The sequence below is a fragment of the Pseudomonas sp. NFACC56-3 genome (assembly GCF_900100025.1).
Lineage (GTDB): Bacteria > Pseudomonadota > Gammaproteobacteria > Pseudomonadales > Pseudomonadaceae > Aquipseudomonas > Aquipseudomonas fluorescens_AA.
In genome coordinates this window covers 31,232-56,334 of record NZ_FMTK01000030.1, presented here as the reverse complement: position 1 = coordinate 56,334, position 25,103 = coordinate 31,232, and the positions used below count along the sequence as shown (strand labels likewise).

The 25,103-nt window shown below is 60.0% G+C and carries 20 protein-coding genes; 8 read left to right on the top strand and 12 right to left on the bottom strand.

Features of this window, described 5'->3' with window-relative positions; all coding sequences use genetic code 11:
* From BLO80_RS27195 to yjiA, 3 genes are all read left to right on the top strand, one after another.
* Positions 1-978: carbon starvation CstA family protein (locus BLO80_RS27195; protein WP_305882518.1), on the top strand; the 978-nt coding region annotated here is incomplete at its 5' end.
* Between the two features lie 15 nt (positions 979-993).
* The gene (locus tag BLO80_RS27190) at positions 994-1,191 is read left to right on the top strand and encodes a YbdD/YjiX family protein (RefSeq protein WP_003182142.1); all 198 of its coding nucleotides are present in this window, start codon (positions 994-996) and stop codon (positions 1,189-1,191) included.
* 429 nt (positions 1,192-1,620) lie between these two features.
* Complete coding sequence (gene yjiA, locus BLO80_RS27185; RefSeq protein WP_092333939.1) at positions 1,621-2,589, top strand: GTPase; 969 nt, start codon at positions 1,621-1,623, stop codon at positions 2,587-2,589.
* Between the two features lie 157 nt (positions 2,590-2,746).
* Here yjiA and BLO80_RS27180 read toward each other — a convergent pair whose 3' ends face one another.
* From BLO80_RS27180 to BLO80_RS27170, 3 genes are all read right to left on the bottom strand, one after another.
* Positions 2,747-3,286 (bottom strand): hypothetical protein, encoded by a 540-nt coding sequence (locus BLO80_RS27180; RefSeq protein WP_092333941.1) that lies wholly within the window; start codon positions 3,284-3,286, stop codon positions 2,747-2,749.
* Positions 3,287-3,513: 227 nt separating this feature from the next.
* A complete protein-coding gene (glyA, locus tag BLO80_RS27175; protein ID WP_060740543.1) occupies positions 3,514-4,767 on the bottom strand; it encodes a serine hydroxymethyltransferase in 1,254 nt (417 codons plus the stop codon).
* A gap of 229 nt (positions 4,768-4,996) precedes the next feature.
* Positions 4,997-8,845: a sensor domain-containing protein gene (locus BLO80_RS27170; RefSeq protein ID WP_092333943.1), complete on the bottom strand. Its 3,849-nt coding sequence runs from the start codon at positions 8,843-8,845 to the stop codon at positions 4,997-4,999.
* A 271-nt stretch (positions 8,846-9,116) separates the two neighbouring features.
* Between BLO80_RS27170 and ettA the strand changes: the two genes are divergently transcribed.
* Positions 9,117-10,781, top strand: coding sequence for an energy-dependent translational throttle protein EttA (gene ettA, locus BLO80_RS27165; RefSeq protein WP_018601028.1), 1,665 nt, complete (start codon positions 9,117-9,119; stop codon positions 10,779-10,781).
* A 120-nt stretch (positions 10,782-10,901) separates the two neighbouring features.
* Here the strand turns inward: ettA and lanM are convergent, their stop codons facing one another.
* From lanM to BLO80_RS27140, 6 genes are all read right to left on the bottom strand, one after another.
* Positions 10,902-13,970 (bottom strand): type 2 lanthipeptide synthetase LanM, encoded by a 3,069-nt coding sequence (gene lanM, locus BLO80_RS27160; protein WP_092333945.1) that lies wholly within the window; start codon positions 13,968-13,970, stop codon positions 10,902-10,904.
* Between the two features lie 84 nt (positions 13,971-14,054).
* The gene (locus BLO80_RS30030; RefSeq protein ID WP_170842353.1) at positions 14,055-14,213 is read right to left on the bottom strand and encodes a hypothetical protein; all 159 of its coding nucleotides are present in this window, start codon (positions 14,211-14,213) and stop codon (positions 14,055-14,057) included.
* A 485-nt stretch (positions 14,214-14,698) separates the two neighbouring features.
* Entirely contained in the window at positions 14,699-15,190 is a 492-nt protein-coding gene (locus BLO80_RS27155) for a GreA/GreB family elongation factor (protein WP_092333947.1), read from the bottom strand.
* Positions 15,191-15,259: 69 nt separating this feature from the next.
* Entirely contained in the window at positions 15,260-15,616 is a 357-nt protein-coding gene (locus BLO80_RS27150; RefSeq protein WP_092333949.1) for a hypothetical protein, read from the bottom strand.
* A 116-nt stretch (positions 15,617-15,732) separates the two neighbouring features.
* Positions 15,733-17,586 carry an Lnb N-terminal periplasmic domain-containing protein gene (locus tag BLO80_RS27145; RefSeq protein WP_092333951.1) on the bottom strand — a complete coding sequence of 618 codons (1,854 nt, stop codon included), beginning with the start codon at positions 17,584-17,586 and terminating at the stop codon, positions 15,733-15,735.
* A 90-nt stretch (positions 17,587-17,676) separates the two neighbouring features.
* Entirely contained in the window at positions 17,677-18,165 is a 489-nt protein-coding gene (locus tag BLO80_RS27140) for a DUF3015 domain-containing protein (RefSeq protein ID WP_057451579.1), read from the bottom strand.
* Between the two features lie 274 nt (positions 18,166-18,439).
* Here BLO80_RS27140 and BLO80_RS27135 point away from each other — a divergent pair, with 274 nt between their 5' ends.
* From BLO80_RS27135 to BLO80_RS27120, 4 genes are all read left to right on the top strand, one after another.
* On the top strand, positions 18,440-20,878 hold the full coding sequence (locus BLO80_RS27135) for a Lon protease family protein (protein WP_060740549.1): 2,439 nt from the start codon (positions 18,440-18,442) through the stop codon (positions 20,876-20,878).
* A gap of 311 nt (positions 20,879-21,189) precedes the next feature.
* Positions 21,190-21,531, top strand: a complete 342-nt coding sequence (locus BLO80_RS27130) for a PA4575 family protein (protein WP_013694243.1) — start codon at positions 21,190-21,192, stop codon at positions 21,529-21,531.
* Between the two features lie 133 nt (positions 21,532-21,664).
* The gene (locus tag BLO80_RS27125; RefSeq protein ID WP_025215565.1) at positions 21,665-22,153 is read left to right on the top strand and encodes a TIGR00645 family protein; all 489 of its coding nucleotides are present in this window, start codon (positions 21,665-21,667) and stop codon (positions 22,151-22,153) included.
* 203 nt (positions 22,154-22,356) lie between these two features.
* Positions 22,357-22,974: a BamJ family beta-barrel-assembly machinery protein gene (locus BLO80_RS27120; RefSeq protein WP_092333953.1), complete on the top strand. Its 618-nt coding sequence runs from the start codon at positions 22,357-22,359 to the stop codon at positions 22,972-22,974.
* Positions 22,975-23,106: 132 nt separating this feature from the next.
* Here BLO80_RS27120 and BLO80_RS27115 read toward each other — a convergent pair whose 3' ends face one another.
* The 3 genes from BLO80_RS27115 to BLO80_RS27100 form a co-directional block, all read right to left on the bottom strand.
* A complete protein-coding gene (locus tag BLO80_RS27115) occupies positions 23,107-23,364 on the bottom strand; it encodes a PA4570 family protein (protein WP_003205743.1) in 258 nt (85 codons plus the stop codon).
* A 205-nt stretch (positions 23,365-23,569) separates the two neighbouring features.
* Positions 23,570-23,911 (bottom strand): zinc ribbon domain-containing protein YjdM, encoded by a 342-nt coding sequence (locus BLO80_RS27110; RefSeq protein ID WP_053123983.1) that lies wholly within the window; start codon positions 23,909-23,911, stop codon positions 23,570-23,572.
* Positions 23,912-24,110: 199 nt separating this feature from the next.
* The gene (locus tag BLO80_RS27100; RefSeq protein ID WP_072411888.1) at positions 24,111-25,079 is read right to left on the bottom strand and encodes a polyprenyl synthetase family protein; all 969 of its coding nucleotides are present in this window, start codon (positions 25,077-25,079) and stop codon (positions 24,111-24,113) included.
* Between the last annotated feature and the right edge of the window lie 24 nt (positions 25,080-25,103).

Genomic DNA, 25,103 nt, shown 5'->3' with positions numbered 1-25,103 from the left:
CGCTACATCGGTTACGGCGGCATGCTGATGGAGTCCTTCGTGGCGATCATGGCCATGGTGGCTGCGTCGGTGATCGAGCCGGGCGTGTACTTCGCCATGAACAGCCCGGCGGCGATCGTCGGCGGTGACGTGGTGGCCGTGGCCCAGACCGTCAGCAGTTGGGGCTTTGCCATCACGCCCGAGGCGCTGCAGGCGGTGGCCAAGGACATCGGCGAGACCACTATCCTGGCCCGTGCCGGCGGTGCGCCGACCCTGGCGGTGGGGATCGCGCAGATCCTGCACTCGGTGCTGCCGGGTGAGAACACCATGGCGTTCTGGTACCACTTCGCGATCTTGTTCGAAGCGTTGTTCATCCTCACGGCCGTGGACGCCGGCACCCGTGCCGGGCGGTTCATGCTCCAGGACTTGCTGGGCTCGTTCGTGCCTTCGCTCAAGCGCACCGAATCCTGGCCGGCCAACCTGATCGCCACCGCTGGCTGCGTGGCGCTGTGGGGCTACTTGCTGTACCAGGGCGTGATCGATCCGCTGGGCGGCATCAACACCTTGTGGCCGCTGTTCGGCATCTCCAACCAGATGCTGGCCGGTATCGCCCTGATGCTCGGCACCGTGGTGCTGATCAAGATGAAGCGCCAGCGCTACGTCTGGGTCACGTTGCTGCCGGCGGCCTGGCTGCTGATCTGCACCACCACCGCGGGCCTGATCAAGCTGTTCGACGCCAACCCGGCGATCGGTTTCCTGGCCCTGGCGCGCAAATACAACGATGCCCTGGCCGCCGGCCAGATCCTGGCCCCGGCCAAGAGCATCGAGCAGATGCAGCACGTGGTGTTCAACGCCTACACCAACGCAACGCTGACGGTGTTGTTCCTGTTCGTGGTCTTCAGCATTCTGTTCTACGCGCTCAAGGTCGGCATCGCTGCCTGGGGCACCAAGGAACGCACGGACAAGGAAGCGCCATTCCAGGCCCTGCCGGACGCTTGATAGAGGATTGCAACGATGTTCAATGACTTGAGTCGCCTGGGTAAATACCTCGGTCAGGCCGCCCGCCTGATGGTCGGCATGCCCGACTACGACAACTACGTCGAGCACATGCAAACCAAGCACCCGGACAAACCGATGATGGACTACGAGGCGTTCTTTCGCGAACGCCAGGAGGCCCGTTACGGCGGCAAGGGTGGGCCCAAGTGCTGTTGAACCGCTGATGCCCAGCGGATGATGTAACCCTTGTGGGAGCGAGCTTGCTCGCGATGGCGGAGTGTCAGTTGACGATGATGTCGACTGATCCGACGCTATCGCGAGCAAGCTCGCTCCCACAGTTGTTTTGGGGTGGTCTCAGGATGTGCATACACCCCAGATCCCCTTGTGGGAGCGAGCTTGCTCGCGATGACGGAGTGTCAGTTGACGATGATGTCGACTGATCCGACGCTATCGCGAGCAAGCTCGCTCCCACAGTTGTTTTGGGGTGGTCTCAGGATGTGCATACACTCCAGATCCCCTTGTGGGAGCGGGCTTGCTCGCGATGGCGGAGTGTCAGTTAATGATAATGTCGACTGACCCGACGCCTTCGCGAGCAGGCTCGCTCCCACGAAACCGCTTTCCTTTCAGGCATCAAGGAGATTCAGTTTGTCCTCTCCCATCCCGGTCACCATCCTCAGCGGCTTCCTCGGCGCCGGCAAGACCACGCTGTTGCGCCATCTGCTCAAGGCCGAGCACGGCCTGAAAATCGCCGTGATCGAGAACGAATTCAGCGATGCCGGTATCGACACCCAACTATTGGGCGACGAGCCGGTGCAAGTCATGACCCTGGCCAACGGCTGCGTGTGCTGCACCATTCACACCGACCTGACCAAAGCCCTCTACCTGTTGCTCGAGCGGCTGGACAGCGGCGAGATCGCCTTCGACCGCCTGGTGATCGAATGCACCGGCCTGGCCGACCCGGCCCCGGTGGCGCAGACTTTCTTCATCGATGAGGACCTGCGCGAGCGCTATATCCTCGACGGGATCCTGACCCTGGTGGACGCGGCTCACGCCGACGTCCACCTGACCCAGGCCATCGCCCAGGCCCAGGTCGGGTTTGCCGACCGCCTGCTCCTGAGCAAGACCGACCTGGTGGACGCTGCCCAGGTCCAGGCCCTTGGCGAGCGCCTGACGCGCATCAACCGACGGGCACCGATCAGGGTGGTTGAACACGGCCGGATCGACCTGGCCGAGTTGCTCGACATTCGCGGTTTCAATCTCAATGCGGATCTGGGCGCAGGGTTCAGCCTGCGGCCGGTGGGCAAGGCAACCCCGGGCGATCGCATCAGCAGCCTGGTGCTGCGCACCGACAAGGCCCTGGATATCGACAAGCTCAGCGAGTTCATGAACCAGTTGCTGGAAGAGCACGGCAAGCAATTGCTGCGCTACAAAGGCGTGCTGAACATCGCCGGCGAACCTCGTCGACTGGTATTCCAGGGAGTACTCAAGCTGTACGGTTTCGATTGGGACACCGAGTGGGCCGCAGATGAACCCCGGGAAAGCGTGATCGTCTTCATTGCCGACGAGCTACCCGAAGAGAAAATCCGTGCCGGTTTTGAAGCGATTCTGTTTTGATGTCCCCTTCCTGCGACTGGCGAAGCCGCTAGGGAAAACCAGGCACCTGGATGTGCCTGGTAGATTGGATCGTTCCTGTGAGGACTGCTTCGCAGTCCAGCGGGGATAAATCCCCTCGCCACAAAGGGTTGCCTGGTTTTATATGTTTTGGCTGGCCTCACTTTCCTTCACGCAGGCTCAAGATAAAAGTGATCTTTGATTTTTCTTCGGTCTCGGCAAGATAGCGATAAGGTGAACCGCGCACTCTTAATCCACCGACATATTTATGAGTGGCGGTCATGAGCGAGACGGGTGTGTGCAGGGTGTTAATGTTTTTCCGTGTGATGATGTTTTGTTGATGGTCGATAAGAATAAAGCGCGTCGGATTGACGGTATTTGGATTTTCTGCGCCGAGCACTTCAAGCCAACTCTTGCTGATCAGCTTGTTATAGTGTTCTCCAGGGTTTTTCAGGGTCAGGATATAGCCATGGGGCGTAGGCCGAAAATGCAGGATCAATTGAGCGCGGTCCATGCCCTGGGTTTCGGCGCGGATGCCGAGCAAGTGTGAGTGATCATGGGTTTGCGGTTTGCCGGTAAAGAATCCACCGCTGAATGAACTGACGGTTGCCATCGCGGGTTTGCCATGCAGTGTTTCAAGTAGATTTACGTGGGCATCAAACATGCTAAGTGTTGCATGAAAAGATTGTTCACTGTCCATGTGATAAATGAATCCTGTATTGAGTTTTGACGTGTGGGTGCGGCGAGCTGGATCTTATTGGTTTATTGCTTGTTGGTGGTGTTATCTGTATTGCAGAAAGTTAAGTGCAATGGCAGATGTTGAGTGTTGTAAAGGTGGTTTGCTTAGGTGGCGTGGTCTTTTTAAAGGCCAATAAAAAAGCCCGCCTCGAAAGAGGCGGGCTTTTTTATTGCGGTCTGACCGGCTGATTAAGCGCCGTATACCGGCAGCTTCTTGCAGATAGCCTTGACCTTCTCACGCACGGCGTCGATGACCGCTTCGTTGTTCAGGTCCGCCAGGATGTCGCAGATCCAGCCGGCCAGTTCCTTGCACTCGGCTTCCTTGAAGCCGCGAGTGGTCACGGCCGGGGTGCCGAAGCGCAGGCCCGAAGTGACGAACGGGGAGCGTGGGTCGTTGGGTACCGAGTTCTTGTTCACGGTGATGAACGCCTTGCCCAGCGCCGCGTCAGCGTCTTTGCCGGAGATGTCCTGCTTGATCAGCGAGAGCAGGAACAGGTGGTTTTCAGTACCGCCGGACACCACGTCGAAGCCGCGCTCGATGAACACGCCGGCCATGGCCTTGGCGTTCTTCACCACTTGTTGCTGGTAAGCCTTGAACTCAGGCTGCAGCGCTTCCTTGAAGCAGATCGCCTTGGCTGCGATCACGTGCTCCAGCGGGCCACCCTGGGCGCCCGGGAAGACGGCGGAGTTCAGCTTCTTCTCGATGTCTGCGTTGGCGCGCGCCAGGATCAGGCCGCCACGTGGACCGCGCAGGGTCTTGTGGGTGGTGGTGGTGACCACGTCGGCGAACGGCACCGGGTTCGGGTACACGCCCGCGGCGACCAGGCCGGCCACGTGGGCCATGTCGACGAACAGGTAGGCACCGACCTTGTCGGCGATTGCGCGGAAACGCGGGAAGTCGAGGATCTGCGAGTAGGCGGAGAAACCGGCCACGATCATTTTCGGCTTGTGCTCGAGGGCCAGGCGCTCGACTTCGTCGTAGTCGATCAGGCCGTTGCCGTCGATGCCGTACTGGATGGCGTTGTACAGCTTGCCGGAGGAGGAAACACTGGCACCGTGGGTCAGGTGACCGCCGTGGGCCAGGCTCATGCCCAGGATGGTGTCACCGGCCGACAGCAGCGCCAGGTACACGGCGGCGTTGGCTTGGGAACCGGCGTGCGGCTGGACGTTGGCGTAATCGGCGCCGAACAGTTCCTTGGCGCGGTCGATGGCCAGTTGCTCGACCACGTCGACATACTCGCAACCACCGTAGTAGCGCTTGCCCGGGTAACCTTCGGCGTACTTGTTGGTCAGTACCGAGCCTTGAGCTTCCATCACCGCGGGGCTGGTGTAGTTTTCCGAAGCGATCAGCTCAATGTGCTCTTCCTGGCGCTGAGCTTCTTGTTCCATGGCGGCAAAGAGATCGGCGTCGTACTTGGCAATAGTCAAATCACGGCTGAACATGGCGGTCCTCAAGGATCGGGGCAGAAAAGGGGGGCATTCTACCTCAACCGGTTTTGGAAGGCATATGAAAGGGCGTCATGTCGCGGACGAATGGGTTTCACGTGCCATTTTGCGTCGCCTTGGCCGGCCCCATCGCGAGCAAGCTCGCTCCCACATTTGGACTTGCGTGCCCATCACCCTGTGGGAGCGAGCTTGCTCGCGATGAGGCCACTACAGGCACCGAAGGGCCTCAGTCGAGCATGAACAACGCATCATTGCTGAACTGTGCTTCGAACCGATTGGCCGGCATCGGCCGGCCGAACAGGTAGCCCTGGACTTCGTCGCAGCCGTGTTCGCGCAGGAAATCCAGCTGCTCGTGGGTCTCGACGCCCTCGGCGATCACCGCCAGGTTGAGGCTGTGGGCCATGGCGATGATTGCCCGGGCGATCTGCGCATCCTGCTCGCCGGACGGCAGGCCGTCGACGAAGGTGCGGTCGATCTTCAGCACGTCGATGGGGAATTGCTTGAGGTAGTTGAGCGATGAATAACCGGTGCCGAAGTCATCGACGGCGATGCTCAGACCCAGGTTTTTCAGCCCGGCGAGGATCTGCATCGCCTCGCTGACTTCGCGCATCAGGATACTTTCCGTCAGTTCCAGCTCCAGGCAGGCCGGTGGCAGACCGGTGCTGCGCAGGATATTGGCGATGCGCGTGCCCAACTGGCCGTCGGAGAACTGCCGGGCCGAAATGTTGACCGAGACCTTCGGCACCCGGACCTTGGCCTGGTGCCAGGTCCTGAGTTGCCGGCAGGCTTCGGTGATGACCCAGTCGCCGACGTCCACCACCAGCCCGAGCTCTTCGAGCACCGGGATGAAATCCCCCGGTGGCACCAACCCACGTCGCGGATGGCGCCAGCGCAGCAGGGCCTCGGCGCCGGTCAACCGTTTGCCATCGCCGCTGAACTGCGGCTGGTAATACAGCACGAACTCGTTCTGCTCCAAGGCGTGGCGCAGGTCGCTTTCCAGTTCCAGGCGCTCCAGGGCGCTGGCGTTCATGTCGGCCTGGTAGAACTGGAAGTTGTTCTTGCCACGCTCCTTGGCGTGATACATGGCCGTGTCGGCGTTCTTCATCAACTGGCTCAGTTCGCTGCCGTCCTGGGGGCTCAGGGCGATACCGATACTGGCGGTGACGAAAAACTCGCGGCCTTCGAGCACGAAGGGCCGGACCAGGCTGGCGAGGATCTGCTCGGCCACAGTGATGGCCCGGTTCAGCGCCATTTCACGGCTGACGCGTGGTTGCAGCAGCAGGGTGAACTCGTCGCCGCCCATGCGCGCCACGGTGTCGTCGTCGGCGACGCAGCCGAGCAGGCGCGTGGCCATCTCCTTGAGCATACGGTCGCCGGCGGCGTGGCCCAGGGAGTCGTTGATCGGCTTGAAGCGGTCGAGGTCGAGGAACATCAGCACGACCCAGGTCTTCTGCCGCTCGGCCGATTGCAGCGCAGTGTGCAGGCGATCCTGGAACAGCGTGCGGTTGGGCAGGTGGGTCAGGGCGTCGTAATAGGCCAGGCGATGGATGCGCTGCTCGCTGGCCTTGCGTTCGCTGATGTCGCTGAAGAAGCACACATAGCTGGCCAGGTCGCCTTCGTCGTCCAGCACGGCGGTGATGCCGACCCAGGCCGGGTAGTGTTCGCCATTGCGGCGCTTGAGCCAGACTTCGCCTTCCCACGTGCTGTGTTGCTGCAATTGCTTGAGCACGTAGCGCAAGTGGGCTTCCTGTTGCTCGTCCACGGTCAGCATGTTGGGCAACTGGTCCAGCACTTGCGACACGGCGTAACCGCTGACGCGACTGAAGGCTTCGTTGGCCTGGACAATGTAGCCGGCCGGGTCGGTGATCAGGATCGCCGAGGTCGAGTGCTCGAAGACCGTGGCGGCCATGCGCAGGTCTTTTTCGGCGCGACGCTGCTGGCTGATGTCGCGACCAACGCCCAGTACGCCTTCGAACGCGCCGTGTTCATCCCACACCAGCACCAGCCGCAGCTCGATGGGGATCTTGCGCCCATCGGCGCGCAGGCAGTCGAACAGGAACAGTTGGGTCTGCATCTGGTTGCGCAGCTCGGCCAGTTGCTCGGGCTGGTCGAGGGCCTTGCTGACGCAGTCCATCAGGCTGTAGATGCCGGTCAGTTGTTGTGGATTGGCAATGATCGATTGCCAGCCGTTCTGGAAAATCCAGTCGGCGGTGTAGCCCAGCACCGCTTGCACCGACGGGCTGACATAGTTGAGCGAAAGCTTGTTGTCGGTGGAGAAGATCACGTCGCTGATGCTTTCGGCGAGCATCCGGTAGCGTTGCTCGCTGTCGCGTAGCGATTCGCTGGCCTCGATCTGCTCGGTGACGTCCTTGGCCACGCCGATGATCCGGGTCACCTGGTCATGCCGGTCCCGGGCCAGTGCTTGTTCGCGAATGTCGAAACAGCGCCATTTGCCATTGCGATGGCGAAAGCGCAATTGGCATTGCAACAGCTGCGTGTACCCGCCACGCCGTTGTTCCTGGCGCAGGTTGTGGTAGTGATCGGCGTCGTCGCTGTGCAGCAGGATCTCCCAGAAGTACTCGCCCATCTGGTGCAGTTCGGTGCGGTCGTAGCCCAGGGTCTGGCCCAGGTGATGGTTGCTGAAGATCATCCGCTGGCTGATGACATCCTGCACGTAGAGATGATCCGGAACGGTGCGCACCACGTCGGACCAGAAACCTTCGCGCTCGAGCAGCGAGAGCTCGATCAGCTTGCGGCTGGTGATGTCGCTGATGCTCAGGATGACTGCGTTGTAGTCGGGCTGTTTTTCCGGCAGGCGCAGCACCAGCCACAGGTGCTGGTCGCGGCCATGGGCGTCCTGGAGCTTGATTTCCAGCTCCAGTTGCTTGTGTTGGTCGAGCAGCGCTTCGAGCAGTTTCGAGCCGATGGGGTTGTTGTCTGGCGTGCCCTTGCCGACCAGCAACTGCCAAGCCTGGGCACAGGAGTCGACGTTGAGCAGCTTCAACGCCATCTGGTTGACTTCGGTGACGTGAACTTCCTGGCGCAATTGCTCGAGTTGGTGAGCGGTTTGCAGCCAGGCGCGCAATTGATCGCCATTGTGCAGGCCCGCCCGCTCAAAAAAAACCTTGAGCCCCGACAGGTCCAGCACGCACAGGGCCACGCCGGTGCCTTCGAAAATATCCTGGTAACGCCGTCGACCTTCGTGCAACTGTCGCTGGCGCCGGCGCATGTTCAAGAGGGCGATGACGGGCAACAACGAAAACGCCAGGCCCAGCAGGCACTTGCCGATGAAGGCCGGCAGCAGTTGCTCGATCACCTGGCGACGGTCGAACAGCCCCCGCAGTTGCCAGTCGCTGCTGCTCAGGGGCACGGTCAGCACCGTGTTCTCCAGGTCATCCGGCGACAGGTGGGTAGGGCTGATCGAGGGCAGGCTCTCGTCGCGGCTGACGATCTGCTGGTTGAGGCGGTTTTCCACCAGCCACAGCGGGCGCAGCCCCACATCGGCTTGCTTGGTCAAGGTGGCGAAAAAGTTCGGGGTCAGGCGCAGGGCCCAATAGCCACGGCTGCTGCCGCTGGCCTGGTGCAACAATAGATGCACCACGGAGCCGTCTTCGGCATTGCTGAAATAATGGGCCTGGGCCCGGCTGCGCCGCACCAGTTCACTCAGGTAGTCGGCGTCATGGCTGTCGGCGTCGCTGTCACTGAGCACTCGCCCGGAAGGGCTCAGCAGTGCCAGGCTGCGCAATTCGGGTAACGATTGCTGGAGTTTACGAACCAAGGCTTGCTGTTCGTCGGCACTCTGTGGCTGTTCGACGATCGGTAGCAGGTTGAGGGCGATTTGCGCGTTCAGGGCCATGTTCAGGCTGACTTGCGCGGCAAGATCGGCGGTGTAGTCGATGGTGTATTGGCGCTGTTGCTGTTGGGTTTCACGCAGTTGGTCGAGCAGTTGCCAGAACAGCAAGCCGAGCAATAGCAGCACCAGCGTGGCCAGCGCGCCCTTCAGCGTCCCGCGCAGGGGCGAGCCGGGCACGACAGCGGGTGCGCGAGGGGACAAGGGCGGAGTGACGTTGGACAAGCTGTAATCCTGCAGTTTGCTGGACTGGCGCGACGTGCACTATAAGCCGGACGCCCGAAGGGCGGCTAGCATGCCTTGACTTGTGGCAAAGTGCCAGCCCCTGGCGGCTGGACCTTGACCGACGGTTGAGGTAGCTTTGCCGGTCAAACAAGAGCGTTCCAGCTCCAGATTCCCAGGCTCTATCCGCCCGCAGGCATTGATGACCGTCAAGTGCCGGCGCCGCGCATGGCCTGGCTCGTTCTTTTCACCTGTCACTGACGCTAGGTTCACCATGGCTCAATACGTCTTCACCATGCATCGGCTGAGCAAAGTTGTTCCGCCGAAGCGGGAAATCCTGAAAAACATTTCATTGTCGTTCTTCCCCGGGGCCAAGATCGGCGTACTGGGTCTCAACGGCTCGGGTAAGTCCACGCTGCTGAAAATCATGGCTGGCGTCGATAACGAATTCGACGGTGAAGCCCGTCCGATGCCGGACCTGAACATCGGCTACCTGCCCCAGGAACCGCAGCTGGACCCCAGCAAGACCGTGCGTGAAGTGGTCGAGGAAGCGGTCAGCGTGATCAAGGACGCCCAGGCGCGCCTCGACGAAGTCTATGCCGCCTACGCCGACCCGGATGCCGACTTCGACAAGCTGGCCGCCGAACAGGCCAAGCTCGAAGCGATCCTGCAGGCCAGCGACGGCCACAACCTGGATCGCCAGCTGGAAGTGGCCGCCGATGCACTGCGCCTGCCGGCCTGGGATGCGAAGGTCGAACACCTCTCCGGCGGTGAAAAGCGCCGCGTGGCCTTGTGCCGCCTGCTGCTGTCGGCCCCGGACATGCTGCTGCTCGACGAACCGACCAACCACCTGGACGCCGATTCCGTCGCCTGGCTCGAACACTTCCTGCATGACTTCCCGGGCACCGTGGTTGCGATCACGCACGACCGTTACTTCCTGGACAACGTCGCCGGCTGGATCCTGGAACTCGACCGCGGCGCAGGCATTCCGTACGAGGGCAACTATTCGGGCTGGCTGGAAGCCAAGTCCGATCGTCTGGCCCAGGAATCCAAGCAGCAGTCGGCCCATGAAAAAGCCATGAAGGAAGAACTGGAGTGGGTGCGCAAAGGCGCCAAGGCCCGCCAGTCCAAATCCAAGGCACGTCTGCAACGCTTCGAGGAAATGCAATCCCAGGAATTCCAGAAGCGCAGCGAAACCAACGAGATCTACATCCCGGCCGGTCCGCGCCTGGGCGACAAGGTCATCGAGTTCAAGAACGTCACCAAGGGTTATGGCGACCGCGTGCTGATCGACAACCTGTCGTTCTCCATGCCCAAAGGCGCCATCGTCGGTGTGATCGGTGGTAACGGTGCGGGTAAATCCACGCTGTTCCGCATGCTGATGGGCAAGGAAACCCCGGATTCGGGCAGCATCGAAATCGGTGAAACCGTGCAGTTGGCCTGCGTCGACCAGAGCCGCGAGGACCTGGACGGCAGCAAGACCGTGTTCCAGCAGATTTCCGACGGTTCCGACCAGATCCGCATCGGCAACTATGAAATCCCGTCGCGTACCTATGTCGGTCGCTTCAACTTCAAGGGCGGCGACCAGCAGAAGTTCGTCAAGGACTTGTCCGGCGGTGAGCGCGGTCGCTTGCACCTGGCGTTGACCTTGAAGGAGGGCGGCAACGTCCTGCTGCTCGACGAACCGTCCAACGACCTCGACGTCGAAACCCTGCGTTCCCTGGAAGAAGCCTTGCTGGACTTCCCGGGCGCCGCCATTGTGATCTCCCACGATCGGTGGTTCCTCGACCGCGTGGCGACCCACATCCTGGCGTACGAAGACGACTCCCAAGCGGTATTCTTCGAAGGCAACTACACCGAGTACGAAGCCGATCGCAAGAAGCGCCTCGGCGAAGCGGCCGCCCAGCCGCATCGTGTACGGCACAAGAAACTGGCCTGATAGGGTCGGTTGCAGATCGGAAATGTGGGAGCGAGCTTGCTCGCGATGGTGGCGGGTCAGCGACATTGAGGTCGACTGATCCACCACCATCGCGAGCGACCTCGCTCCCACAGTTCCAGCCTATGTCTGCAGCGCGAAATCGAGCGAGAGTATGTTGGGGATCGTTGGATCGATCTCATACAGCAAGGCATAACCTGCGCCCGTAATGCCAGTCAGCAGGCTGACATCGGGAACCCGATCATGGTCGAGGAAGGGGCCTTCGAAAAACTGCCGGGCGACCTCGCCAAGGGCCTGCTTGACCCTGCTGATGCCCTCGGGGTTATCGGCGTGCCGATACCCGTCATACAGGCAGATCAGATTGCCGAAATCGCCATGGCACAGGTTGTAGCCATCGCCCAGGCCGTGCCGCCAGAGATTGTTCTCGCAACGCTGGATGTCGTCGAGCACCGTCTGCCGGGTGGTTTCGTCCAAGGCCTCTCCCATCGACTTCATGAGTTGTCGCCTGGCGATGAGGATGCCGCCGTCTCCGTGACACCACTTGGTGGCATGGTCGACAGGGCCCAGGTCTCTCAGGTCCAGCCAGAAGCCCTCTCGGCTCAAGCGATTTTCCCCCTCCAGCACCTGGATGACCAAGGGCACCAACGCCCCGTCGCCGGTCACGTCATAGGCTTTGCACAGGGCCTGGATGACGCCGGAGAGACCATGGGACAGGCCCGTTAAAATCACGGAGCGATCATCGCGTCGAAGAAGCTGGCCTTCTTCGATCAGTATTTGGTCCTTTATGTAAGCCACCATGCGCCGAATGGCCGGCAGCACATCCACTTGCGCCGATAACCCATGAATATTGGCCAGCAGCGTCACCGCACCACAACAGCCGCCCAGGAAGTCGAAATCGTAATCTTCAGGGGGGACATCCATCAGTTGGGTCAGCAGGCTGGCAATTTTCTCATCGTGTTTCGGATCGCCGGTGATTTGGCGACGATTGATGAGCAGATAGAGATAAGAGCCCAGGCCATGATAGGCACTGACGGTCAGGTCGGCTTTGAAAAAGCCAAAGTGTTGTTCCAGTGAGGCCAGTATCTGATCCAGGAGCGACAGTAAGTGGGGTTTGCCGCTTACCTTGAACAGGCTCAGATAAAACAATCCAATCCCGGCGATACCGGAGTACAACCCATGATCCATGGGTGAAGGGTATTTTCCACGGGTCGTTAGGTGCGTATGGAACGCCAACCAACTGACGTCCGTTGCCGTTCCCTTGATCGCGAGCGCTTCGAGGCGGGAACTGATGCCGAGTATTGCGTCGAGTCGCTCCGCTTGGGGCGCTTTTTTTAGGGTGGCACGTGATGACGGCTGTTCATTTGACTCCGGATACAAACACATTTCGAGCAGCGTGAGTTGTAATGCCCTGTCGGCTGCGGACAGATTGGCTATTTTCTGTAGGCAGCTTTTTATCGGAGGTTGTACTTTCGTCATGTCTATTGTTGCACCTTGTGCGCTCATCAACGCGTTCGAGTTGAGCGGCATGGTGAAACACGGAATGCTGGATCTTTGCAGGTCGGCTATTTCATAACGCGGGATGCCCTTTGCTCGATAGGGCTCTTTCAAGTCTTTCCACAGGGTTGCAAGCAGAAGCTCCCGGTCCAACATGTTTTTCATGAAGCGAGGATGGCGGCTCAGCCCGATAAAGTCCGCATAACGTTGAGAGTTTTTGAACAGTACACGGGTTGATAATTCGCCTGCGGCTCGCTCAAGCATCTGCATGATCGTGTGCCGATGCGTCATCAATTCGCCATAAGCATATTCAAAGCCATGGACAAGTTCGGCTTTATACGTCTCATGCCCCTTGCGTTCCCCCTGCAAAAGCGGCAAATGCTTTTGCACCAGAAGGTGTTCGAACTCGACTTTACGTAAATGGTAAAAGCCATTTTCGAAAACCAGGGAGTGGCGGGTGGAAATGAACAGCGCTTGCCGAGTCAGCCCGCTCTGGTCGTTATTGGATTTTTGTGAAAAGGGCACGAAGCCGCTGGAGCACACCGACTGCTGGATCACTTTGAACGTGTTGGACAGTGCGCTATCGAGCGGCAGTTCGAGTAGCAGGTCGCTGGTGGACGCAGTGAACAAGCACTCAAGATCGATCATGACAGGGCTGCTGCCACACGCAATGATGTTCTCGTAATGGAAGTCGATGCCGTTGAGTGCATGAATGACGGCGATCTGTGCCCCCATCTTTTTATAGAACAGGGCCACGTCCGCTGCGCTGTCACAAGGCGTGTTGTCGACCTTTTCTATCCAGCTATGTCGCTCACGGCTGAGGATTCTTGGCGCGTGGATGGCAAAACAATCCGCGCCAGTCCACTCACGTAACTGTCCCAGCAGGCGATTGAAGAAAACTGCTTCGCGGCTTGCTCGTGGTTTGTAGATCAAGGAGGTTGTGCGGAATTTGACCTGGCAGACCGTTTCACCGCGACCGTGAGGGTCACCCAGGCCGAACTCGATAGCGTCGATTTTTCGGGATGGGATTGAGAATGCCATCTCCAGCGCGTCAACATCGCTGGCGAAGTCGAGTATGACCGCATAAAGATAGTTGAGGGTGTCTTCCAGCAAATCAAAAAGCAGTGTTGCCAACACAGGATAGGAATCGAAAAACTCAAACAGCGGCAATGTGCGCAGCTGTTCGCTGAACCCGCCCAGGTCAATCTCGTCGCCGTCCGCAATCCGCGTATTCAGAGAGTGGACCAGGCTTTGTTCCGATGTGCGTCCGACACGGGCCAAGACATAGTGCTCAAGGCTTGCCAGCAGGGCGGCTTCATCAATGTGCGGCGACGCTTTGGCGTAGCGCCCATCCGCCCTGAACGTATCGATGAAATAAAGAAAAAAGCGGTAGCCAAACCAATAAAAATTGTCTTTGCCGCTTGCGGTCTTTTCCCTGCCGACGTGAAGGCTGTCAAGGCGAGCAAGCTTTTCCTTCAAGGCCCTCAAGACGGCTTCGCCGTCGTCAGGCTGACGCTGTGGGTTAAAGGGTGCCTTGGCATACGACGCCAGTTGTTCCCGGTTCAACCCGAAATGATCCAGCAAGGCCTGATCATCAGCATGCAGGCGGGCCAGGTTGTTTACAAAAAGGGCGATGTCGCCGTCGGAAGTGAATCTGTACTGACCTCGCTGATTCAACTTCAAAGCGTTAACAAGCATGCCGTCGATCCTGAAATGGATAGAGCAGGCGTTGCCTGCTCTATGGTTATGGGTGTTGCCTGTTTGGACGATCAGTGGAAGGGCTTAGCAGCCGAGTGTCGAGCACTCGAGATTGGTGCACGTGCCAAAAGTGTTGCATTCCATTGTCGTTGCCAGTATCGAGCCCATGTTTTTGGTGGGCGCCTGATAAGCGTCGAAGTCGCTATAGAAGTCACCGGACATGTTCAGGATTTGTTCGCTCATGGGGTTTTCCTCATTCGTTATCAAACATCAAGTACAGTCAGTTGGGTGCGAGCAAGCGCATCCGAACTGTAGGATGTTGGTAAGTTGTTTTATAGGTGGATTAGGGAGTATGAAAGACCTGTTGGGCAGGTCCATGTTGCTGCAAAGGATTTAGCACAAAAGAGCGGTGCAGTTTATGGTACCGCATTCGACAATGGTCAGTGCTGCTGACTCGGAGCCGAGATCAGTGACCCGTTGGTAGAACTTGAAGTCGCTGTCGAAGTCACCTGACATTGCCAGTATTTGCTCGCTCATGAGTGCATTTCCTTTTTGTTTTTACAGTGCGCCGATTACGGTGCGGGAAAAACAGTAGCATGGTCCTGATTTAACGCAAACTTGTTGTTATGACCTCATGTTGCAGTTACATATGGCCACAGGCAAGTAACAGATTGTTGTCGGGTCTTGATGTTAGAGGCTTTAATCATGTTTTAAAGAAGCCGGCAACATCATGGAATATCTATCGCCACGACCTCGATGGCGAGATCCCCCAGGGGTCGCTTCCATATCACTTCATCCCCCACCTTCGCCCCCAACAACGCCCGCCCCAGCGGCGAGCCCCAGTTGATCAAGCCACTGGCCGCATCGGCCTGGTCTTCACCCACTAACTGCACTCGCTGTTCGTGATCCTGTTCATCGACAAAGGTCACCCAATGCCCGATCCGCACTTGATCGGACGACATCGGTGCAACGACCTGGGCGCTTTGCAGGCGCTGCTTGAAATAGCGCAGATCCCGTTCAAGGTCGGCGATCCGTTGTTTGTCCGCCAGATCCCCTCGGGTCGCCTGCTGGCCGTGCAACGCCTGCAATTCGGCGACCCGGGCCTGGAGTTGGGCAAGCCCGGTGGGCGTGACGTAATTGGGTTGCGCACTGACCTGACGTTCGACCGGCTGGTCGGCCTGGGCAGCGGCGTTGTCTTCGTTGACGAAAGCGCGGCTCATGGTGTTCTCCTCTATGGAGTTTGGGCCATGGTCGCAGGCTTTTGGTTTCGACGAATGTCTATGCGCGACTCACGGCGAGCGATAAGCCCGGCCGGCGTCCCGATCCTTTTCTTGTTGCCAGGCACGTTCACGGTCATCCCAATGACGATCGCGGTAGGCATTGCGCTCTTCGCTTTCGCGCATCGCCTGGCACTGCCGGAAACCATCGCTCCAGCCTTCGGCGTAGCGTGCATCCTTGAGATAACGCGGCACGTCTTTCCTGAACTGGCCGGTGATCACCCCCGCCGCTTGCCGACCACTGCTGCAACCGTCGTCGTAGCCGTCGGCGAACGCCGGTGGATAACCTCGGGCGATCAGGTCTTCATGAGTGGTTTCACAGCCACCGAGCAACATCAACATACCCAGTACCGCCGCCGCGCGCCTCATTTGAACCTTCCTGCCGTATCCACTTATACGAGAAGTCTAGAAGCGTATTCGTCAGGCCGATGTGAAAGCCCTGTGATTAATCCGTTTGTCTCTGGGCGCGTGCAGAGCGGTGCCGGTCAATAGTGATACCACTTCACCTCGAGCATCACCTCGTTCTCCGGCGAAGCCAGGTGGCTGAACTCCCGCTGGGCACTCAAGCGCAGGCCGAGGTTGCGGGACAATTCCCACTGCTGGTTGAGGCTCAGGCTACGACGTACTTCGCCGTTGACGAAATAGTCGCCCTTGGCTTCCAGGCTCAAGTTGCCCAGCGGGTTTTTCCACAGCACGCCACTGTTGAAACCGGCGGCCGGGGCGATGAACTGGGCGAAATCGTTGTTGTGCTCGACCCGCACCGTGCCCAGGGCAAAGCCCAGCACATCTTCGCCTAACGCCCAAGTGCCACCGGCACCGCCGTTGACGTGGCTGACCAGGGTTTCATCGTCGTGTTTGCCCGGTACCCGCTCCAGGCCGCCGGTAACCTGCCAGGACAGCGGTTGCAGCAGCTCGTTGCGTGGGGTCAGGGAGCGAATGGTCGCCAGATCCAGTTGCTGCACTTGCCAGTCATTGCCTTCGTACTGGCGCAGTTTCAATTGCAGGATTTCGATCTGTGCCCCCAGGGGGAAACTTTCGGCGTTGTCGTTGAGGTCGTGATAGGCCATGCGCAAGCCATATTCACCGAACGCCCGGTCGCCCCGGGTGCCGAGGCCGGCCTGCCAGGTGCGCGATTGGTGACCGTCCTCGGGCAGGCCCGGTTGCGGGATGTCGAGTTCCGGCGCGGGGTTCTGGTTGATCGCCCGCAACAGCTCGAAGCTGCGCTGGGCGCGCTGCGGATCGCGTTCCTGGCCGTTGGCACGATAGCGTTCCAGGCGATACGCCGCGTCGATGATCAGTGCCTGGCGTTCGCGGGGCAGCGCCTTGAATGCCGGTGCTTGCAGTTGCTGCTGATCGGCGCTGACGTTCAGTACCCATTGTTGTTCGTCATCGCTGAGCGGTTCGGCGCGGCTGAGCAGTTCCCGTTCCCGGGACGGCCGATACTGGATGCTTTCCACCAGGCCGGCTTCTTTCACCGCCTTGACGGTGTCGGTGGGAATCGCCGTCAGCGGGAATTGTTCGGTCAGGCGCAGGCTGGGGCGGGCCACTTGCAGCAATTCGAGCAGGCGATAGGAGCAGTTTTCGTCGAAAAAGAAATAGTCGAACTGAATCTGCTTGAGTTCCCAGACGTGTTCGACCATGCGCTCGGTTTCCGCCTGGCTCAGGTTGAGGCGGTATTCCCACAGGTCGCGGTTCTCCAGGCTACGGTACTCGGAGAGTTTTTCCTGGTACGGCACCAGGGCGAACAGGCCGGGATAGCCCCCCATCAGGCCCTTCCAGGCATAGAGGATGCTGTTGTCCGAGCCTTCGATGTAGGCGCCAAAGTTGATCGCGTAGCTGAGCAGGGCGGTCTTGTCGCTTTGCACATCGGCCTGGTCGATGCGCAACAAGGTGTGACCGAACATCGAGGACGGACTGTTGAGGTACGCGGCGGGGAAAATCATCACCGCACTGTGGGGCGACACGTCCTTGAACCACTGGGTGAAGTCGCTGCAATTGACCGCCGGCAGGTCCGTCAGGTTGAGCTGCGCCTTCAGCCAGCGGGTGCGCGCCGGATACACGCACTGGGCATGTTGCTGGCCGGCGCTGGCCGGGCCATACAGGGCTTGCAGCGTGGCGGTCAGTTCACGGTCAGGATGTTCATTGCCATCGGGGGCGAGGAAGAATTTTTTGTCGCTGATATAGCTGCGCCAGCCGCCCAGCTTGGCGGTTTCGTAGTGGCCCAGGGAGATCCAGAAGCGGTCATTGGCCAGTTGCTGCAAACGTTGAGGGTCGACATGAGGCGCGGCGGACAGCGGGGCGCACACACAGAGCGCCAGCCAGGCAAGGCGTTTGAGCATAGTTGGCTACTTGGAAAGTCGAAAAAATAAAGACCGAAGGGGGCCCCAAAAAGAAAACCCGCTCCCCGAGAGGAGCGAGTGGTGTCGAGCTTAAGCTTGAGTGGCGTACTTGGCCAGGCGAGGGTCGCTTTTCAATACGGCCAGGGTGTTGGTATGCACGTCTTCTGCGGTCACGTCAGCCTTGCTGAAGATCTGCTGGAAGTGCTCGTGGGTAACGGCGGAGAAATGTGCGCGATCTTCCGGGGCCACGCCCAGTACCACGGCGTAGGTGGTCAGCGCTTCGCCCTGACCCTTGGCCATGTCTTCGGACAGCTCGTTCATCATGCCATTCATGGCCAGCCAGGACTTGCCACCGTAGGTCAGTGCCGCGTTGGTCGAGCAGCCGTTGGTGCCGGAGGTCATGCCGAAGGTGGCGTTGCCGGAAGTGCCGTTGGTGGTGGATGCCAGGAAGTGAGCCGGGGTGCCACGCTGACCTTCGAACAGCATGTTGCCCCAGCCGCAATCCGGGCCGCCCGGCGCCTGAGCCATGGCGTTGAGGGATACAGCGGTGAAGAGAGTACCGAGAAGAATCCGTTTCATAGCTATGTTCTCTTTATGTGCATACCAATGGACAGGGTCTGGCCCCTACAGCTGCCAGTGGGCCGGTTATTGTTCCAGCCGCGCACTTTGGAGTTTAGGCACGATCCGAGGGTTCCGTGGCATTTTGCAAAAACATTACTGGGGATCGCCTGTTTACGGGGCCGCGCCCGGGGTTTTCCCATTGACTATGCTTTGGTCTGAGGCGCTCCTTGCCAGTCAGGTACAGGCAGCGCCAGAATGCCGCTATCTGCCCCGCCTGATGTAAGGAAGCCCGATGCCTGATCCTGTTGCTGCCAGCTTGCGTCTAGCGCCCGAAGCGCTGACCCGTCCGTTTTCCGCTGAACAGTTCAGCTTCTCTACCACCAATGATCTGGAGCCCTTCCGCGGTGTGCTTGGCCAGGAACGTGCGGTCGAAGCCTTGCAGTTCGGCGTGGCCATGCCGCGCCCCGGTTACAACGTATTTGTCATGGGCGAGCCCGGCACCGGCCGGTTTTCCTTCGTCAAACGCTACCTCAAGGCCGAAGGCAAGCGCCTGCAGACCCCGGCGGACTGGGTCTACGTCAACAATTTCGATGAGCCCCGCGAGCCCCGTGCCCTGGAGCTGCCGTCCGGCACGGCCGGTGCCTTCATCGGTGACATCAACGGCTTGATCGACAACCTGCTGGCGACCTTCCCGGCGGTGTTCGAGCACCCGTCCTACCAGCAGAAAAAAAGCGCCATCGACCGCGCCTTCAACCAGCGCTACGACCGGGCCCTGGATGTGATCGAGCGCCTGGCGCTGGAAAAGGATGTCGCGCTGTACCGTGACAGCAGCAACATCGCCTTCACGCCGATGAGCGAAGGCAAGGCCCTGGACGAGGCGGAATTCGCCCAGTTGCCGGAGGCCGAGCGCGAGCGTTTCCACGAGGACATCTCCGGCCTGGAAGAGCGCTTGAACGAAGAACTCGCCAGCCTGCCGCAATGGAAGCGCGAGTCCAGTAACCAGTTGCGCCAGCTCAACGAAGAAACCATCACCCTGGCCCTGCAACCGTTGCTGGCGCCGCTGTCGGAAAAGTACGCGGAGAACGCCGCGGTCTGTGGCTACCTGCAAGCCATGCAGGTCTATCTGCTCAAGACCGTGGTCGAGCAACTGGTGGATGACAGCAAGACCGACGCCATCGCCCGCAAGCTGCTGGAAGAGCAGTACGCGCCAAGCCTGGTGGTCGGGCATCCGTCCAGCGGTGGCGCGCCGGTGGTGTTCGAGCCGCACCCGACCTACGACAACCTGTTCGGCCGGATCGAGTACAGCACCGACCAGGGCGCGCTCTACACCACGTATCGACAGCTGCGTCCGGGTGCCTTGCACCGGGCCAATGGCGGTTTCCTGATCCTTGAAGCGGAAAAAATGCTTGGCGAGCCGTTCGTGTGGGATGCGCTCAAGCGCGCCCTGCAATCGCGCAAGCTGAAGATGGAGTCGCCCCTGGGTGAGCTGGGACGCCTGGCCACGGTGACCCTGACGCCGCAGCACATCCCGTTGCAGGTCAAGGTCGTGATCATCGGTGCCCGTCAGCTCTATTACGCCTTGCAGGACCTGGATCCGGACTTCCAGGAAATGTTTCGCGTGCTGGTGGATTTCGATGAAGACATCCCGATGGGCGACGAGAGCCTGGAGCAGTTCGCCCAGTTGCTCAAGACTCGCACTTCGGAAGAAGGCATGGCGCCGCTGACCGCCGACGCGGTGGCACGCCTGGCGACCTACAGCGCCCGGCTGGCCGAGCACCAGGGGCGCTTGTCGGCGCGCATTGGCGATCTGTTCCAACTGGTCAGCGAGGCGGACTTCATCCGCCAACTGGCCGGTGACGAGATGACCGATGCCGGCCATATCGAACGTGCCCTCAAGGCCAAGGCCACCCGTACCGGACGCGTCTCGGCGCGGATCCTCGACGACATGTTGGCGGGGATCATCCTGATCGACACCGCGGGTGCGGCTGTGGGCAAATGCAACGGGCTGACGGTGCTGGAGGTCGGCGATTCGGCGTTCGGCGTGCCGGCGCGGATTTCCGCCACGGTGTACCCGGGCGGCAGCGGCATCGTCGACATCGAGCGGGAGGTCAACCTTGGCCAACCGATCCACTCCAAGGGCGTGATGATCCTCACCGGTTACCTGGGCAGCCGTTATGCCCAGGAATTCCCGCTGGCGATCTCGGCCAGTATCGCCCTGGAGCAATCCTACGGTTACGTGGACGGCGACAGTGCGTCCCTGGGCGAGGCGTGTACGCTGATCTCGGCCCTGTCGAAGACGCCGCTGAAGCAGTGCTTCGCCATCACCGGTTCGATCAACCAGTTCGGTGAGGTGCAGGCGGTGGGCGGGGTCAACGAGAAGATCGAAGGCTTCTTCCGCCTTTGCGAAGCCCGGGGGTTGACCGGTGAGCAGGGGGCGATCATTCCCCAGGCCAACGTCGCGACGCTGATGCTCGACGAGAAAGTGCTGGCCGCCGTGCGCGCCGGGCAGTTCCACGTCTATGCGGTGCGTCAGGCCGATGAAGCCCTGAGCCTGCTGGTGGGCGAGCCTGCCGGTGAGCCGGATGAAAACGGCGAGTTCCCGGAGGGCAGCGTCAACGCCCGGGTGGTGGAGCGGCTGCGGGTGATCGCGGAAATGATCAGCGAAGACGACATCAAGGAAGCGGAAAAGGAACTGGCGCAGCAGGCCTTGGCGGAGGCCAAGCCGGCCTGATTGCAGCGTTTCCATGTGGGACCCTGTGGGAGCGAGCTTGCTCGCGATAGCGGAGTTTCAGTCACTCATCAGTCGACTGTCACACTGCTATCGCGAGCAAGCTCGCTCCCACAATTTTTGAGTGGCTTCAAAAAAACGTCGCCAGTTTGGCGTCAATATTCACACTATGACCGCTCGGCGCATTCTGGTCTCGAAAGCCCGTGGGACCGGAACTTTTCTTCTATCCTCAGCTCAAGGATAACGAGAGTCATCATTGGATCGAAACAGCCTCTTCCCGAGACTGAATACCGGATCTACCGAGGGGCGCCGCCATGTCGCGCAACCTTTGCCTCACTCGTCAATGCCTGGGCCTTGTTACCCGTATCGAATGCGCCATCCGCCCCCTGGCGGGAGATACCGGTATGTGGACCTTGCTCTTCGCCGCCGGAATGGCTGGCGAACAACCCTCCGCCATCAAGGCCCAGGGGCCATTTCCCGGCCCGACTGCCGCCGAATCCATCCTCGACACCATTGTGCAGAGCCTGACCTTGCACGGTTATGAGCTGGCCGACGATCCGCAGATCTGGTCCTTGCACATGCAGGCCCAACTGCGTGAAATCAATGGAGGCCGTTGTCGCAATGTCGGCGGCTTCGAGTTTCGTCCGCTGCATTGAAGGCTGTCGTCGCACGGGCACTCGCAGAAAAATTTTGACACAAGAGCAGGGACCAGGGATGGCCCCGGCATTTGTGGGGCAGGTCGTGGCTGATATACTCGCCGCGATTTTTCAGCCCCAGGTGTGAGACTCAATGGAACGCTTTATCGAAAATGCAATGTACGCCTCCCGCTGGCTGCTGGCGCCGATCTATTTCGGGCTGTCCCTGGGCTTGCTGGCCTTGGCGCTGAAATTCTTCCAGGAAGTGTTTCACGTCATCCCCAATGTGTTCGCCATGGCCGAGTCCGAGCTGATCCTGGTGCTGCTGTCGCTGATCGACATGGCGCTGGTGGGCGGCCTGCTGGTGATGGTGATGATTTCCGGCTACGAGAACTTCGTTTCGCAACTGGACATCGATTCCGACAAGGAAAAGCTCAACTGGCTGGGCACCATGGACTCTTCATCGCTGAAGATGAAAGTCGCCGCCTCGATCGTGGCCATTTCCTCCATCCACCTGCTGCGCATTTTCATGGACGCCAAGAACGTCGATCCCGAGCACCTGATGTGGTACGTGATCATCCACATGACCTTCGTGGTCTCGGCCTTTGCCATGGGCTACCTGGACAAACTGACCAAGCACTGAGGCCCGTTCCTCGCGCTGGCGCAACGCCCGCCTGGCGAACTGCAGGCGGGCGTTGTCGTTTCTGGCGGGTTGCTTTGACGTGGAGGCTCGTCACCCGCCGTGGCATCTGTGCTAGTCTGCTCGCCCTTTTGGTTCCGGGCGCTCCGGGAGGCGCTGTGTCACGCACGGCCACTCTCGAGCCGTCCGCACAGCGGAGCAGCATCATGTCCGAAGTTAACCTGTCCACCGACGAAACCCGCGTCAGCTACGGCATTGGCCGTCAGTTGGGCGACCAACTGCGCGACAACCCGCCACCGGGTGTCAGCCTGGACGCGATCCTGGCCGGCCTGACCGACGCGTTCGCCGGCAAACCAAGCCGCGTGGACCAGGACGAGATGTCCGCCAGCTTCAAGGTCATTCGTGAAATCATGCAAGCCGAAGCCGCTGCCAAGGCTGAAGCCGCCGCTGGCGAAGGCCGTGCATTCCTGGCGGAAAACGCCAAGCGTGAAGGCATCACCACCCTGGCTTCCGGCCTGCAGTTCGAAGTGCTGACCCAGGGTGAAGGCGCCAAGCCGACCCGTGAAGACCAGGTGCGTACCCACTACCACGGCACCCTGATCGACGGCACTGTGTTCGACAGCTCCTACGATCGTGGCCAACCAGCCGAATTCCCGGTAGGCGGCGTGATCCCAGGCTGGACCGAAGCACTGCAACTGATGAATGCCGGCAGCAAATGGCGCCTGTACGTGCCGAGCGAACTGGCTTACGGCGCTCAAGGCGTTGGCAGCATTCCGCCGCATAGCGTATTGGTGTTCGACGTCGAGTTGCTGGACGTGCTGTAAGACCCTGCCTGGTTTAATGCCGGGCAAATATGTGGGAGCGGGCTTGCTCGCGAATGCGGACTGTCAGTCGACATTATCGTTAACTGACCCACCGCTTTCGCGAGCAAGCCCGCTCCCACATGACCTCTGTGTTCATCCGTGGAATCTGCCGCTGAAATCACCCGTAGGGCGCAACGCCCGGGCATAGCAGAACAGGAACAGATTGCGCACCAGCTCCTTGAGCACCAGCGGCTCACTGGAATTGAGGCTGTTGAGGTCCAGGTCTCCTTGGTCCTGCAGCTCGTTCAAGGCTTCTTCTTCAAGCACCGCACAGACTTCCCCGGTTTCCCGATGCAGGATCCTGAGGTAGGGATGTGGGCGGTCCAGCCAGGCATCGATCAAATAGGTCATGGTTCTCATCTCCTTGATGGATTCGATGAGAATAATTCTTATTCGCTAAATAGCAAGTCTCTATTGGCGTTGCGATTGTTTTTCTGACGGTGGGTTGTGCTAGCTCAAGGCGGCTGGCACCTGGCTAACGCCCGGGAAATGGGGCTCAAGCGGGGAGGGTGAAGCTCCATCCCACACGCGGGGCATGGGATGGAATACAGCCGAATCAGACTTTTCTGACGAATTCGGATTTGAGTTTCATCGGGCCGATGCCGTCGATCTTGCAATCGATATCGTGGTCGCCATCGCACAGGCGGATGTTCTTGACCTTGGTGCCGACCTTGACCACCAGCGAGGTGCCCTTGACCTTGAGGTCCTTGATCACGGTGATGGTGTCGCCGTCCTGCAAGACATTGCCGACCGAATCTTTCTTCACGGTGTCGTCGGACGCCGCTTCAGCTTCGCCGCTGGCGGACCATTCGTGGGCACACTCCGGGCAGACCAGCTGGGTGCCGTCTTCGTAGGTGTATTCGGAATTGCATTTCGGGCAGGGAGGCAACGTGCTCACTAAGGTTCCTTGGGTATCAGGAGGGCAAAAGGGCGCACATTATATAGGGTTTTGTTGCTGAGAGGGTGTGTACACGGTCCTGTGGCGAGGGAGCTTGCTCCCGCTCGGTTGCGTAGCAACCGCAATGCATTCAATGGGGGCTGCTGCGCAGCCCAGCGGGAGCAAGCTCCCTCGCCACAAAAAGCCTCTTGCAATCGACTTAGTGAGTACGCGCCACCGCAAACTCGCTCAATTCCACCAGCGCATCGCGGTATTCGCTGGGCGGCAGGGCGTCGAGGCATTTGATCGCGCGGGCGACGTAGTCCCGGGCCAGTTTCGCGGTGTATTCCAGCGAGCCGGAAGCTTCGACCGCGATCCGGATGCTTTCCAGGTCTTCGATCCCGCCTTTCTGGATCGCCTGGCGTACCAGCGCCGCCTGTTCTGGCGTGCCTTCGCGCATGGTGTAGATCAGCGGCAGGGTCGGTTTGCCTTCGGCCAGGTCGTCACCGACGTTCTTGCCCAGGGTCTCGGCATCGCCCTTGTAGTCGAGCAGGTCGTCCACCAACTGGAAGGCCACGCCCAGGTGGTCGCCGAACGTGCGCAGCGCTTCGCTCTGCTCGGCGCTGGCGCCGGCCAGGGCAGCGGCGCTGTGGGTCGAGGCCTCGAAGAGCATCGCGGTCTTGCCGCGGATGACTTCCATGTAGGTCTCTTCCGTTGTGCTGGCATCGCGTACCTTGGACAACTGCAGCACTTCGCCTTCGGCGATGATGCGTGTGGCCTGGGACAGGATCTTCATCACCGGCATCGAGCCCAGCTCGACCATCATTTCGAACGAGCGCGAATAAAGGAAGTCGCCCACCAGCACGCTCGGGGCGTTGCCCCACATGGCGTTGGCGGTCGAACGGCCACGACGCATGCCGGACATGTCGACCACGTCGTCGTGCAGCAGGGTCGCGGTGTGCAGGAATTCGATGGTGGCGGCCAGCAGGCGCATGTCGTCGCCTTCGCGACCCAGGGCCTTGCCGCACAGCAGCACCAATAAAGGACGCAGGCGTTTACCGCCCGCCGAAGTGATGTAGTCGCCGATTTTCGATACCAGAGGCACGCGGGAAGTCAGCTGCTTCTTGATGATGCCGTCGACGGCGCTAAAATCGTCCGCCACCGCGCGGTAGAAAGCTTGGGGTTGCATCAGCGACAGGTGCTCCAGAAGGGT